Origin of the sequence: Rhizobium lentis (assembly GCF_017352135.1) — a bacterium.
GTDB lineage: Bacteria > Pseudomonadota > Alphaproteobacteria > Rhizobiales > Rhizobiaceae > Rhizobium > Rhizobium lentis.
In genome coordinates, this window is sequence record NZ_CP071454.1 from 2,297,833 (window position 1) to 2,309,992 (window position 12,160).

Annotated in this window: 13 protein-coding genes; 9 read left to right on the plus strand and 4 right to left on the minus strand. The window is 62.2% G+C overall.

Translation table 11 applies throughout. The annotated features are described in order from the left end of the window. The 5 genes from J0663_RS11065 (at position 1) to J0663_RS11085 (ending at position 4,819) form a co-directional block, all read left to right on the plus strand. The gene (locus tag J0663_RS11065) at positions 1 to 783 is read left to right on the plus strand and encodes an ATP-binding cassette domain-containing protein (RefSeq protein WP_207240400.1); all 783 of its coding nucleotides are present in this window, start codon (positions 1 to 3) and stop codon (positions 781 to 783) included. Next, positions 780 to 1,412 carry a nucleoside triphosphate hydrolase gene (locus J0663_RS11070; protein WP_207240401.1) on the plus strand — a complete coding sequence of 211 codons (633 nt, stop codon included), beginning with the start codon at positions 780 to 782 and terminating at the stop codon, positions 1,410 to 1,412. Before J0663_RS11065 ends, J0663_RS11070 begins: the two co-directional genes overlap by 4 nt. A gap of 173 nt (positions 1,413 to 1,585) precedes the next feature. Next, on the plus strand, positions 1,586 to 2,626 hold the full coding sequence (gene pyrC / locus J0663_RS11075; RefSeq protein WP_207240402.1) for a dihydroorotase: 1,041 nt from the start codon (positions 1,586 to 1,588) through the stop codon (positions 2,624 to 2,626). Positions 2,627 to 2,914: 288 nt separating this feature from the next. Then, positions 2,915 to 4,093, plus strand: a complete 1,179-nt coding sequence (locus J0663_RS11080) for a GGDEF domain-containing protein (RefSeq protein ID WP_207240403.1) — start codon at positions 2,915 to 2,917, stop codon at positions 4,091 to 4,093. A gap of 189 nt (positions 4,094 to 4,282) precedes the next feature. Continuing rightward, the gene (locus tag J0663_RS11085; RefSeq protein WP_207240404.1) at positions 4,283 to 4,819 is read left to right on the plus strand and encodes a glyoxalase superfamily protein; all 537 of its coding nucleotides are present in this window, start codon (positions 4,283 to 4,285) and stop codon (positions 4,817 to 4,819) included. Positions 4,820 to 4,983: 164 nt separating this feature from the next. Here the strand turns inward: J0663_RS11085 and J0663_RS11090 are convergent, their stop codons facing one another. Further along, positions 4,984 to 5,466, minus strand: a complete 483-nt coding sequence (locus J0663_RS11090; RefSeq protein ID WP_207240405.1) for an anthrone oxygenase family protein — start codon at positions 5,464 to 5,466, stop codon at positions 4,984 to 4,986. A 96-nt stretch (positions 5,467 to 5,562) separates the two neighbouring features. On the opposite strand from J0663_RS11090, the gene J0663_RS11095 reads away from it, so the two are divergent. The 3 genes from J0663_RS11095 to J0663_RS11105 all read left to right on the plus strand — a co-directional run bounded on the left by J0663_RS11095 (position 5,563) and on the right by J0663_RS11105 (position 8,071). Continuing rightward, positions 5,563 to 6,216, plus strand: a complete 654-nt coding sequence (locus tag J0663_RS11095; RefSeq protein WP_207240406.1) for a TetR/AcrR family transcriptional regulator — start codon at positions 5,563 to 5,565, stop codon at positions 6,214 to 6,216. A gap of 176 nt (positions 6,217 to 6,392) precedes the next feature. Further along, the gene (locus J0663_RS11100) at positions 6,393 to 7,082 is read left to right on the plus strand and encodes an orotate phosphoribosyltransferase (RefSeq protein WP_207240407.1); all 690 of its coding nucleotides are present in this window, start codon (positions 6,393 to 6,395) and stop codon (positions 7,080 to 7,082) included. 62 nt (positions 7,083 to 7,144) lie between these two features. Next, on the plus strand, positions 7,145 to 8,071 hold the full coding sequence (locus J0663_RS11105) for a carbohydrate kinase family protein (RefSeq protein ID WP_207240408.1): 927 nt from the start codon (positions 7,145 to 7,147) through the stop codon (positions 8,069 to 8,071). A 24-nt stretch (positions 8,072 to 8,095) separates the two neighbouring features. On the opposite strand, the gene otsA is transcribed toward J0663_RS11105, so the two are convergent. After that, on the minus strand, positions 8,096 to 9,496 hold the full coding sequence (otsA, locus tag J0663_RS11110; RefSeq protein ID WP_207240409.1) for an alpha,alpha-trehalose-phosphate synthase (UDP-forming): 1,401 nt from the start codon (positions 9,494 to 9,496) through the stop codon (positions 8,096 to 8,098). A 331-nt stretch (positions 9,497 to 9,827) separates the two neighbouring features. Next, positions 9,828 to 10,187, minus strand: a complete 360-nt coding sequence (locus J0663_RS11115; protein ID WP_207240410.1) for a metalloregulator ArsR/SmtB family transcription factor — start codon at positions 10,185 to 10,187, stop codon at positions 9,828 to 9,830. 144 nt (positions 10,188 to 10,331) lie between these two features. On the opposite strand from J0663_RS11115, the gene J0663_RS11120 reads away from it, so the two are divergent. After that, on the plus strand, positions 10,332 to 11,270 hold the full coding sequence (locus tag J0663_RS11120) for an acyl-CoA desaturase (protein WP_207240411.1): 939 nt from the start codon (positions 10,332 to 10,334) through the stop codon (positions 11,268 to 11,270). Positions 11,271 to 11,288: 18 nt separating this feature from the next. On the opposite strand, the gene J0663_RS11125 is transcribed toward J0663_RS11120, so the two are convergent. Then, complete coding sequence (locus tag J0663_RS11125; protein ID WP_207240412.1) at positions 11,289 to 12,092, minus strand: alpha/beta fold hydrolase; 804 nt, start codon at positions 12,090 to 12,092, stop codon at positions 11,289 to 11,291. Positions 12,093 to 12,160: the final 68 nt, after the last annotated feature.

The following is a 12,160-nucleotide window of genomic DNA, read 5'->3' on the forward strand; positions in this document are numbered from 1 at the left end:
ATGACTCGCGAACCCCTTCTCACCGCCCGCGGTCTCGTCAAGCGTTACGGACGCGTGACCGCGCTCGACAATGCCGATTTCGACCTCTATCCTGGCGAAATCCTGGCCGTCATCGGCGATAACGGCGCCGGCAAGTCCTCGCTGATCAAGGCGATTTCGGGCGCGGTCACCCCCGACGAGGGCGTGATCACCCTTGAGGGCAAGCAGGTACACTTCCGCTCGCCGATGGAGGCGCGCGAAGCCGGCATCGAGACCGTCTACCAGAACCTTGCTCTGTCGCCGGCGCTGTCAATCGCCGACAATATGTTCCTCGGCCGCGAGATCCGCAAACCCGGTCCGCTCGGCTCCTTGTTCCGCATGCTCGACCGGCCAGCCATGGAAAAGCTGGCGCGCAACAAGCTGACCGAACTCGGCCTGATGACCATCCAGAACATCAACCAGGCGGTGGAGACGCTCTCCGGCGGTCAGCGCCAGGGCGTCGCGGTCGCCCGCGCCGCCGCCTTCGGCTCGAAAGTGATCATCATGGACGAACCGACGGCGGCCCTCGGCGTCAAGGAAAGCCGGCGCGTGCTGGAGCTGATCCTCGATGTGCGCGCTCGCGGCCTGCCGATCGTGCTGATCTCCCACAACATGCCGCATGTCTTCGAGGTGGCCGACCGCATCCATATCCACCGCCTCGGCCGGCGACTGACGGTGATCGATCCGAAGGAATACACCATGTCCGACGCCGTCGCCTTCATGACCGGCGCCAAGGCGGTGCCGACGGAGCCCGTCGCGGCATGAGCCTGCGCATCGATGACATCGCCGGCGACGTGCTTGGCCGCGCCGGCGATGCCAGGCGTTTCCTGATCGCCGTCGCCGGGCCGCCGGGAGCCGGCAAATCGACGATGGCCGACAATCTGGCCGCGGCGCTGAAGGCGCGCGGCGAAAGCGCCGAAGTCCTGCCCATGGACGGCTTCCATATGGACAACGCCATCCTGATCGAACGCGGCCTGCTGGCCCGCAAGGGCATCCCCGAAACCTTCGATGTCAGAGGTTTTCTCGACATCATCCGCGCCGTCAGGGCGGCCGACCAGGAGGTCCTGGTGCCGGTCTTCGACCGCTCGCGCGAACTCGCCATCGCTTCGGCCCGGCCGATCGATCCCAAGGACCGCTTCATCATCGTCGAGGGCAATTATCTGCTCTTCACCCAAGGAAAATGGGCCGAGCTCGACGGCGTCTTCGATTTTTCGATCATGCTGGCGCCGCCGATCGAAGTGCTGGAGGAGCGGCTGTGGGCGCGCTGGCGCGGCTACAACCTCGATGAGGAGGCCGCCAGCGCCAAGGTTTACGGCAACGACCTGCCGAACGGCCGGCTGATCCTCGAAAACCGCCGCCCGGCCGACGTGACGCTGGAGATCGCGCTGGCGTGATGCCGCGACATTTATTTTCTTGCGGCGGATAGCGCATCTCGTTCGGAAGTGCTGAGCGGTTCCGGGATAGCGACATGCGAAACAACGAGCTGAAGCGCGTCGCATGAAGCCGGTTTGAAGCGACGCGCTTTAGTGCTATCGAGGCCGCAGACGCATCGCTTCGGAGGCCTGCCATGCAATCGATCACCATCCGCCGTCCTGACGACTGGCACCTGCATCTGCGCGACGGCGCCATGCTGGAAGGCGTGATCGCCGATACGAGCCGCACCTTCGCCCGCGCCATCATCATGCCCAATCTGGTGCCGCCCGTCGTCACGTCAGCGGATGCGAGAGCCTATCGCGAGCGCATCCTCAAGGCGCTGCCGGACGGCCATCGCTTCCAGCCGCTGATGACGCTGTATCTCACCGAGCATACGAGCCCGGATGACGTGGAAGCGGGTGCCGCGAGCGGCCTCATCACTGCCGTCAAGCTTTACCCCGCCGGCGCCACCACCAATTCGCATGGCGGCGTGCGCGACATGGAAAAGGCGATGCCGGTGCTCGAGCGCATGGCTGAGATTGGCCTGCCGCTCTGCGTCCATGGCGAGGTGACGACGGCCGAGGTCGATATCTTCGACCGCGAGGCCGTCTTCATCGACACCGTGCTCGATCCGCTGCGCAAGCGCCTGCCGGAATTGAAGGTGACGATGGAGCATGTGACGACATCGGATGGTATCGATTACATCAAGGCGGCCAAGGGCAATCTCGCCGGCTCGATCACCACCCATCATCTGATCATCAACCGCAACGCCATTCTGGTCGGCGGCATCCGCCCGCATTATTACTGCCTGCCGATCGCCAAGCGCGAGACCCACCGGCTGGCCTTGCGGGCGGCCGCCACCAGCGGCGACAAGCGCTTCTTCCTCGGCACGGATTCGGCTCCGCATGTCGATCCGCTGAAGGAATGCGCCTGCGGCTGCGCCGGCATCTACACCTCGATCAATACGATGAGCTGCCTTGCGCATGTCTTCGAGGAGGAGGGCGCGCTCGACAGGCTCGAAGCCTTCGCCTCATTGAACGGGCCGGCCTGGTACGGGCTGTCCCCGAACGAGGAACGGATCACGCTGTCAAAGCAGGCCGAACCGGTCATCTTTCCCGCCAAGATAGAAACCGGCGCTGGTCCGGTGACGGTCTTCGATCCGATGTTGCCCCTGCATTGGCAGGTGGTGGGATAGCAAATGCCTTCCGTGTTTTCTATTTTAAATAGAATATTCATTTAAAGTGCCGCAGCCGCGTTAGTCGCGTAACATTTTCATTGTGCAGTGCATCATTTGTTAACGGATGCATAAGACATTTCTCCGCACGTAACCCAGCGCATCGGCCCCGAAAACCGGAATCGGTTGTCGGAAAGCACGGTGCCTGGATCCAGAGTGTTAGAGCGTCCTTTGCGCGTCCGACAGGACGCACGGCGCTCCAAGCCGCCGATCATCTGGCGCGCCAACCGCTGCGGAGACTGAAGAAGCATGATGCTTGACTACAACTCCCTTTTGCTGGCGCTCGGCGTTTCGGCCGCCTGTCTTGCCGTGACCCTGATGGGCAGCTGGCTGGTGCGCCGGACCGAAACCGTGCTGCTCACCGCCACCAGCGGTCTCGTCCTCGTCGTCACGGGCATTTTTGTCTACAGCGCCTATGTCAACCGGCCGGAGGCTGCCTTCGCCATCGGCAGTTTCGTGCTGTTCCATGCCGGCTTTGCCACCATCTGGGGCGCGGGCAAACAGTTCCTCACCGGCTATCTGGCGGTTTCGGCCGTCGTGATCCGGGCACTGGCGGCAATGGTTTCTTCCATCGTGCCGATGATCGCGGGGTATGACGGCCTGGCCTTCATCGCCGACAATCTCGCCATCGCCTTGCTGCTCTTTGCCACTGCCCGGCAATATTGGCTTGCCCGTGCCGAAGCGCCGGCGCCGCTTCTCGGCATTGCGGCGCTCTATACGCTGACGGCGATTTCCTTCGTACTCTGCGCCGCCGTCCTGATCGCCGATGGCAAGCTGGTGCTGGGAAAAGCGCCTAACAACTGGGCCGAGGATCTGAGTATCGCCGTCTGCATCGCCGGCATGACCGGCATCGGCGCATTGTCGCTGGCGCTGCATCAATGGCGGCTCGCCGCCCGCCACCGCCTCGAGGCGATGACCGATCCGCTGACCGGCCTGCTCAACCGCCGCGCCGTCTTCGACGAGTACGGCACGCGCCCGATGGGATCGACCACCGCCATCATCGTCTTCGATATCGACCATTTCAAATCCGTCAACGACCGCTATGGCCATGCGAGCGGCGACCGCGTGATCACCGTCTTCGCCGAGGAACTCGCCGCCAATTGCCGCCCCGGCGATACCGCCGCGAGGCTCGGGGGCGAAGAATTTGCGCTGGTGCTGAAGGAAGTCATGCCAGGCCGGGCCGAACTGACGGCTGAGCGGATTCGCAGGGCCTTCGAGGCGCGAGAGATTCCCATCGACGGTGAGGTATTGAGATGCACAGTGAGCGTCGGCGTGGCGCCCGGCCGGTCGACGCCGCTCGATTTCGACGCCATGCTGAGCGCCGCCGACAAGGCGCTCTACGCCGCCAAGCGCGCCGGCCGCAATCGGGTCGAGTTTGCCGGCCATCTGCAGGCCGTGCCCGTCGAAGCATCGCTCACGGCGTCTTGATTCCGGACTGCGCCTCCCATAACGTCACGCTCGGCCGAATGCGGCCAGCCGCCCCGCGACGCATCAGCGTTATGGTGAATGCATCCAGATTTATCCTTCACATCCCTTGCCGTTTGGCGATCGATGGCGAACGGGTCAGCAGACGCGGGCACTGACCGTCCTGTTTGCCGCCAACGGAAGGATGACATCATGCGCGATTTTGGCGATGCCAAGCTCATGGCAAAGACATTACGGCAGGCTCTCGCCGACCGCGGCGTCTCTGTTACCCGCAGCGAGACGCTCGAAATCGTTGCCCGGCAGTTCGGGCTCGAGCAATGGAATATTCTTTCGGCGAAGATCGATGCGGCGGCTGCCGGCCGCTCCGCGATCGGCATCGAACCGCCGATGCCGATCTTCCGCATCTTCTCGGTGGAAAAGGCGATGGAATTCTATTGCGGCTTCCTCGGCTTCACGCTCGATTGGGAGCACCGCTTCGGCGACTATTTCCCGCTCTATTGCCAGGTCTCGCGTGACGACATGGCGCTGCACTTGAGCGAACATTCCGGCGACGCCAGCCCCGGCGCCAAGGCCTTCGTCCGCGTCGCCAACATCCGCGCCTATCACGCCGAACTCGCCGGCAAGGACTACCGCTATATGAAACCCGGGATCGAGGAAGCGCCCTGGGGACTGGAGATGACCGTCATCGACCCCTTCAGCAACCGCATCGCCTTTTGCGAGCAGAACTAGGCTGGGGCGGCTGGACGCTGCTTCTTGCATGCATCATGCGTCGGCGCACCCGTCTCGTCCTTCGAGGCCCCTGCGGCACCTCTGGATAAAGCTCTCTTGGATGCCGGCGCTTGCCTCTATGAAGCATCCCAGCGTGAGGCTCCCTCGGAAGCCGGAAGTGCCCCTCAAACGACCATCAGCGCCCGCACGAAAGCGGCCGAGGCGAGCAGCGAGGCGATCGTGCGCACATGGTTCCACCACGTCCAGTCCCTGAGATAGGTGGTCCAGAGCGCCGCCGCCTCCGCCCCGCTGCCGCTGACCTTTTCCAACGCGTCGTTCATCGGCACGTTGAAGATGATGGTCGAGAGGAAGGAGGCAAGGAGATAGAGGGCCGCACCTGTCAGCATCAGCGTGGACGCCCCGCCGCGCCAGTCGATCACCGCCAGCACGGCAATGACGAGGCAGAGGATCGCCGTCGGCACGAAGAGGGCCATGAAGGGCGAGCGGACGATCGTCACATTGATCGCGTTCATCGCCGCGATGCCCTGTTCCGCCGGGATGCGCGCGAAGGCGGTCATGATGAAGGTCGAGAAGGCGAAGAAGATGCCGGCGACGAGGCCGCTGCCGATCGCTGCGGCGACGAGGGAAAGGATGAGGATGATCTGCATGTCGAAGCGCCTTCCGGGATAAACAAGAGAAATTCTCTTATTTGTAATATGAGATAAACTCTCTTATTTTGTTTGTCAACGAGCAAAGGAGAGCCCATGTCGGAGCAGAAGCGCGCAACGCGCAGACGCCAGCAGGACCATGGCGGCCAGCCGCGGCGCATTCCGCGCCAGCAGCGCGGCCGCGAGCGCTTCGAGAAAATCCTCGCCGTCGCCGCCGAACTGATCGAACAGCATGGCAGCGACGGCCTAAAGATGAGCGAGATCGTCGAAGAAGCCGGCCTGTCCTTCGGCGCGCTCTACCAATATTTTCCCGACAAGACCTCGATCATCCGAACGCTTGCCGAGCGCTTCAACGAAGAGGGCAGGCGCTGCGTCGAGGCGGAGCTGGCCAAGGTCGCTGACCCCGCGGGCCTCAAGGCGGCGCTCGCCAATATCGTCGACGAATATTACGCCTTCTTCCGCCGCGAGCCCGTCATGCGCGACATCTGGCATGCGACCCATACCGACAAGCTGCTGCAGCAGGTCGATGCCGAAGACATGGAATTCCTTGCGCAGGCCTTTCTCGCCGTGCTCGTCCGCCTTTGGCCAAACCGCGATCGAGTCGAGCTTCTGGCGATCGCCCGGCTGACGATGCAGCTGCTTGCCGCCGCCGTGCGCTACGCCGTGTCGCTGGATGCGGAGGAGGGCGCCCGGGCGATTGCCCTCTTCAAGACGATGCAGCTCGTCGATATCGGCCGTCTGGTGCGGTAAGGCTCGCCTTGCGTCTGGAAACTGCCGGCGCTTGCTGCTACTGCATGATGGCTTGGATCGGAATCGATTTAAGCACGGAATTCTGCAGCAATTCAAAGTGCTACAGCGTCCTTTGCGCAGCTGAAGAGGCGCGCGGCGCTGTCATGCCATAGCAAGCCAAGCCGAAGGAGAGCCCGATGATCCAGACCACATTTCCCGACCGCGCCCTCATGGCCGAACTGGTGGCAAAGATGCTCTGGGAAATCAAGGCGGTGCATTTCAATGCGGCTCAGCCTTACAAGCTCTCCTCCGGCATGGCGAGCCCGGTTTATATCGATTGCCGCAAGCTGCTCTCCTATCCGCGCATCCGCTCGACGGTGATGGATTTCGCCGCCAGCACGCTCATGCGCGATGCCGGTTTCGAGCAGTTCGATTGCATCGCCGGCGGCGAGACCGCCGGCATTCCCTTCGCCGCCCTGCTCGCCGATCGCCTCGGCCTGCCGATGATCTATGTCCGCAAGCAGCCGAAGGGCCATGGCCGTAATGCGCAGATCGAAGGCAATCTGCCGGAAGGGTCGCGTGTGCTCGTCATCGAGGATCTGACGACGGCCGGCGGCAGCATGTTCAAGTTCATCGACGCCATTCGCGCTGCCGGCGGCATCGTCGATCACGGTATCGCGCTGTTCTTCTACGGGATTTTCGGCGATCAGCGGTTTACTGACGGCAAGGTGAGGCTGCATCACATCGCCACCTGGCGCAGCGTCCTTGCGGTTGCCAGGGCAGAGAAGCTTTTCGACGACAAGACGCTTGCAGAGGTCGAGGCCTTTCTCGATGCGCCATTGGCATGGTCGGCGAGGAATGGCGGGGTAAGTGAGCTTTCGCTCTAACCAGTTGACAAAAGCTCGCTTAAACGGTTGATGAACATATCCGTGCTGTTGGGAGGAATCCGATGATTTTGTGCTGCGGCGAAGCCCTGATCGACATGCTGCCGAGGGACACGACGCTTGGTGAAAAGGGCTTTGCCCCCTATGCCGGCGGCGCGATCTTCAATACCGCCATCGCGCTTGGTCGCCTCGGCATCCCCACCGCCTTCTTCACCGGGATTGCCGATGACATGATGGGCGAAATCCTGCTCGCGACGCTGAAGGCGAGCAATGTCGATTACAGCCCGTGCGCCATCACCCAGCGGCCCTCGACGATCGCCTTCGTCAAGCTCGTCAACGGCCAGGCGACCTATGCCTTCTATGACGAGGGCACGGCCGGCCGCATGATCACCGAAGCCGACCTGCCGACGCTCGGCGACGATTGCGAAGCGCTGCATTTCGGCGCGATCAGCCTGATCCCGAGCCCCTGCGGCGAGACCTATGAAGCGCTGCTCGACCGCGAAGCTGCCCGGCGGGTCATTTCGCTCGACCCCAACATCCGCCCGGGCTTCATCAAGGACAAGCCGGCGCATATGGCCCGCATCAGGCGTATGGCGGCCAAATCCGACATCGTCAAATTCTCCGACGAGGATCTCGACTGGTTCGGCCTTGAAGGCGACCACGATGCGCTCGCGGCCCACTGGCTGGCCCACGGCGCCAAGCTCGTCGTCATCACCAAGGGCGCGGAAGGTGCTTCCGGCTATACCAGGGATCGCAAGGTTACAGTGCCAAGTGAGCGCGTTGCCGTCGTCGACACGGTCGGCGCCGGCGATACTTTCGACGCCGGTGTGCTGGCGTCGCTGAAGCGAGATAATCTGCTAACCAAGGAGCAGGTCGCCTCGCTCGACGAGCAGGCGGTGCGCAACGCCCTGACGCTGGGTGCCAAGGCCGCCGCCGTCACCGTCTCCCGCGCCGGCGCCAACCCGCCCTGGGCGCATGAGATCGGGCTTTAACGCTCGAAGCAAGCCGCCGATCGATCAGGTGACCGTCCGGGGAAGCTCGGCAGCGGTCACCAGGTCCCGCAGGAAGTTTTCGCACCAAAGCGAGACATCGTGAGAGAGCAGATGTTCCATCATCATGCTCCAGCGCTCGCGGCGCTCCTCGAGCGACATGGCGAGACCCCTGGCAAGCGCATTGGCGGTGCCTTCGACATCGTAGGGATTGACCAGCAGTGCCCCCTTCAACTCCCGTGCGGCGCCGGCAAAGCGCGATAGCACCAAGACGCCCGGCCGATCCGGGTTTTGGGCGGCGACATATTCCTTGGCGACGAGGTTCATGCCGTCGCGCAACGGCGTGACCAGCCCGATCGTCGCCAGACGGTAGAGGCCGGCGAGCACGTTGCGGCTGATCGATCGGTTGACATAGCGGATCGGCACCCAGTCGACCGTTCCGATGGCGCCGTTGACGCGGCCGGCCTGCTCGGCGACCATCTTCTGCATATGCTCGTATTCGGGGACTTCCGAACGCGATTTCGGTGTGACCTGCAGATAGGTGACCTTGTTCTGGTAGGCAGGATTGCTGATGAGGAAGCGTTCGAACGCTTCCAGCCGCTGAATGATGCCCTTCGAATAATCAAGGCGGTCGACGCCGATGATCATGTCCCGGCCTTCGACGCTGCGCCGGGTCTTCTGCACCATGACATTGTCTGCGGCTCTCTCGGCGAAATCGGCGAAGGCCGCGGTCTCGATGCCGATCGGATAGGCGCCGGCCTTGAAGATCCGGCCGTGGGAATCGAACAAACCGTTTCCGAGGTCGTCGCCAATTCCCTCCCTTCTCAAATAACCGGCGAAGTTCTGGAGGTCGTAATCGGTCTGGAAGCCGACGAGATCGTAATGGGAAAGCCCGCGCATGATTTCTTCATGGACCGGCATCGTCACGAGAATGTCGGCCGGCGGCCAGGGAATGTGCAGGAAGAAGCCGATCCGGTTCTTCAGCCCCATTTGCCGCAGTTCGGCGGCCAGCGGAATGAGGTGGTAATCATGCACCCAGATGATGTCATCAGGCTCGATCAACGGCGCCAGCCGGTGCGCGAAGAAGCGGTTGACGCGGAAATAACCGGCCATTTCCTTGCGGCCGTATTCGGCGAGGTCGAGGCGGTAGTGACAGATGGGCCAGAGAACACGGTTTGCAAAGCCGCGATAATATTCCTCGACGTCGGTATCGGTGAGATCGGTCAGCGCATAGGTGATGTTACCCTTCTGCAGCTGCGACAGCGCGCCGGGCTCCCTGTCGCCGCTCGACTCTCCCGACCACCCCATCCAAATGCCGCCGCGCTCTTCCAGGGCTGCCTGCAGCGCAACGGCCAGCCCGCCGGCCGCGGCGCTCCCATCTTTGGCCGGCATGGGAACACGATTGGAAACGACGATAAGACGGCTCATGAGCTTCCTTTGGTGAAGATGAAACGTGAAACGCCGCGTGACGAGCGTCTCGGGCAATCTCCTGAACTGGGCGCGAAAGAGCAGATCCGGACACGAGTGGCCGGGTGCATACGCCAGCGGAAACAATGAAACGGGGCGTCGTCCCCGGCTTGATGGGCCATGTCGTCGGAAGTATCCTGCGCACAGATTTTGCTTGAATCTAGGGCGATTGCGGCGGATTGAAAGAATTCTTTCTAAAATATTCTAATAGAAGAACGTTCAATCCGGTTTCGCACCAGGCGCCCATCGACCTCTGGCCGTGACGCCAACAGGATCTGCCCGGTTCTCAGGGCTAGTCTTTGGCGCGGGCGCGCGCCTGGCTTTCCTTCTTGATCGGCCGTCCGACCGGACAGACCTCCTGCACGAAGCCGTTGAGCGTATTGACGAGATTGTTCTCGATCAGGGAGTAGTGGACGAACTGGCCCTGTTTTTCCCGTCTGATCAGCCCTGAGGCTTCGAGGATGGAAAGATGCTGCGAAACGGCTGGCTTGGACATGCTGAAGCGGTCGGCGATCTCGCCGGCGGTCAGGCCCGATGCCGAGAGATAGGCGAGGATCTTCCGGCGTGGCGCACTGGAAAGTGCGTGGAATACGCGCTGGGCCGCGCTGACGGAGCCATCTGCTGCTGGATCATCGAAAGACTCTTCGTCCAAGTCCGGTCTCCGTGCCTGCGGCGCTCTTGCATCTGCCTGTTAAACAATTGTTTTCGTTGATGCAAAGTAATTAGGTAATTCGTTAATTAACGAATTGGCGGGCCACGTTCAAGCGCAATGTGCCCCGACGGGGAGGAGTTTGCCATGAGCAGTATTGCCACCGGACGCATGATCGATGACAACAGCGATCCAGTGAAGGGCAGGGTGGTCTGGATGCCCGCAAAGTCGATCTGGATTGCCACCATGACCTTGATTGCCGTCATTGGTGGGCCGCTGACCTTCACTTGGAGCGCACTCGGCGTCTTCATCCTCCTGACCGCTGTCACGATCTGTCTTGGTCATTCGGTCGGCATGCACCGGCTGCTGATCCATCGTTCATTCAGCACGCATATCTGGATCGAGCACTTTCTCGTCTATCTCGGCACGCTGGTCGGCATGGCCGGCCCCTTCGGCATGATCTACGCGCACGACATTCGCGATTGGGCGCAACGGCAGCCAGGCTGCCATGATCTCTTTGCCCATCGGCGGTCTTTCTTCATCGATGCCTTCTGGCAGATGCATTGCACGGTGGTGCTGCACCATCCGCCACGTTTCGTCCTCAAGGAGCGGGAACGGCGCGACCGCTTCTATCGCTTCGTGGAGGCGACATGGATGGCGCAACAGATTCCCCTGCTGGTCGTACTCCTCGCGCTCGGCGGACTGCCATGGGCGGTCTGGGGTGTTGCCATGCGGATATCGGTGTCGCTGACCGGACACTGGCTGGTCGGCCATTTCGCTCATCGAGGCGGCCATCAGGGCTGGAGCGTCGACGATGTTGCGGTGCAGGGATACAACCTGCCGCGGTTCGGGCTGGTGACCTTTGGCGAGAGCTTCCACGGCAACCATCACGCCTTTCCGGAATCCGCCCGGCTCGGCATCGAGCCGGGCCAGCTGGATCTCGATTGGCATTTCATCCGGCTGCTGGCAGGGCTCGGTCTGGCTTCGGCAATCAAGCTCCCGCACACGATTGCGCCAAGGCGAGGGTTGAAGCGCGTTGATGCATCCGAAACGGCTGGTGACGGCGTAAATCCATCTTGGGCGTGAGAGATCGGCCTCTGAGCCTCATTCGATCCGGTCGAGAAAGGCCCGGACCTCGCGATTGAAGAGGTCCGGCCGCTGCAGCGGCGCGAAATGGCTGACCTCCGGCAGCAGCACAAATTCCGCATCCGGGATCGTCTTCGCCAGGTAATCGGCATGGTCGGGCTTGATGAATTCGTCATGCTCACCCAGCACGATGGAAACCGGCACCTTGATGTCCGCCAACTGCTCGGCCGAATAATTCGGCTCCGTCGCCATCATCTTGGAGACATCGGCGACGAAAGCATCGAACTGGTTCGGCGTTGCCGACAGCGCCTGATAGTCCTTCCTGTGACGGTTGAAGCAGCGGTCGATGACTGGCGTCGCCTTGAATTCTCTTGTGCCGCTGGGGTCCATGTTGCAGGCGAAGAAGAAGACGCCGCAGACCCGGTTCGGCTGCTGGTCGGCAAGGATCAGCGCGGTGCAGGCGCCGTCGCTCCAGCCGACGAGGGCCGCTTCCTCAAGTCCGACGTGATCCATGACGGCAAGCACGTCGGAAGCCATGAGGTGATAGCTATAAGGGCGATCATCGCGCGTGCTGCGGCCATGCCCGCGGCTGTCGATCAGCACAACCCGATGGCCGGCGTCGATAAGCGCAGGAACCTGATAGCCCCAATTGCCGCTATTGCCGAGCCCGCCATGCAGCAGGATGACGGCCGGGCCTGCGCCGTAGCTCGCATACCAGATGCGGGCACCATCGTTTTCGACGAAACCCTGCTCATTCGTGGCAGGCAAAGGCAGCGCACCGTTTGCCTCGAAGTTCACCAGTTCGTCATCCGTCGCTGTCATCGGCTCCTCCTCTGTCGGTCCTTCTATAGACGACGACATGCTCTGCAATTCGACAGAGTCAAAAAAAA

What these genes read in the sequence shown, in the direction of transcription:
- J0663_RS11065 (WP_207240400.1), top strand. Translation starts at nt 1, where the DNA reads ATGACTCGCGAACCCCTTCTCACCGCCCGCGGTCTCGTCAAGCGTTAC.
- J0663_RS11070 (WP_207240401.1), top strand. Translation starts at nt 780, where the DNA reads ATGAGCCTGCGCATCGATGACATCGCCGGCGACGTGCTTGGCCGCGCC.
- pyrC (WP_207240402.1), top strand. Translation starts at nt 1,586, where the DNA reads ATGCAATCGATCACCATCCGCCGTCCTGACGACTGGCACCTGCATCTG.
- J0663_RS11080 (WP_207240403.1), top strand. Translation starts at nt 2,915, where the DNA reads ATGATGCTTGACTACAACTCCCTTTTGCTGGCGCTCGGCGTTTCGGCC.
- J0663_RS11085 (WP_207240404.1), top strand. Translation starts at nt 4,283, where the DNA reads ATGCGCGATTTTGGCGATGCCAAGCTCATGGCAAAGACATTACGGCAG.
- J0663_RS11090 (WP_207240405.1), bottom strand. Translation starts at nt 5,466, where the DNA reads ATGCAGATCATCCTCATCCTTTCCCTCGTCGCCGCAGCGATCGGCAGC.
- J0663_RS11095 (WP_207240406.1), top strand. Translation starts at nt 5,563, where the DNA reads ATGTCGGAGCAGAAGCGCGCAACGCGCAGACGCCAGCAGGACCATGGC.
- J0663_RS11100 (WP_207240407.1), top strand. Translation starts at nt 6,393, where the DNA reads ATGATCCAGACCACATTTCCCGACCGCGCCCTCATGGCCGAACTGGTG.
- J0663_RS11105 (WP_207240408.1), top strand. Translation starts at nt 7,145, where the DNA reads ATGATTTTGTGCTGCGGCGAAGCCCTGATCGACATGCTGCCGAGGGAC.
- otsA (WP_207240409.1), bottom strand. Translation starts at nt 9,496, where the DNA reads ATGAGCCGTCTTATCGTCGTTTCCAATCGTGTTCCCATGCCGGCCAAA.
- J0663_RS11120 (WP_207240411.1), top strand. Translation starts at nt 10,332, where the DNA reads ATGAGCAGTATTGCCACCGGACGCATGATCGATGACAACAGCGATCCA.
- J0663_RS11125 (WP_207240412.1), bottom strand. Translation starts at nt 12,092, where the DNA reads ATGACAGCGACGGATGACGAACTGGTGAACTTCGAGGCAAACGGTGCG.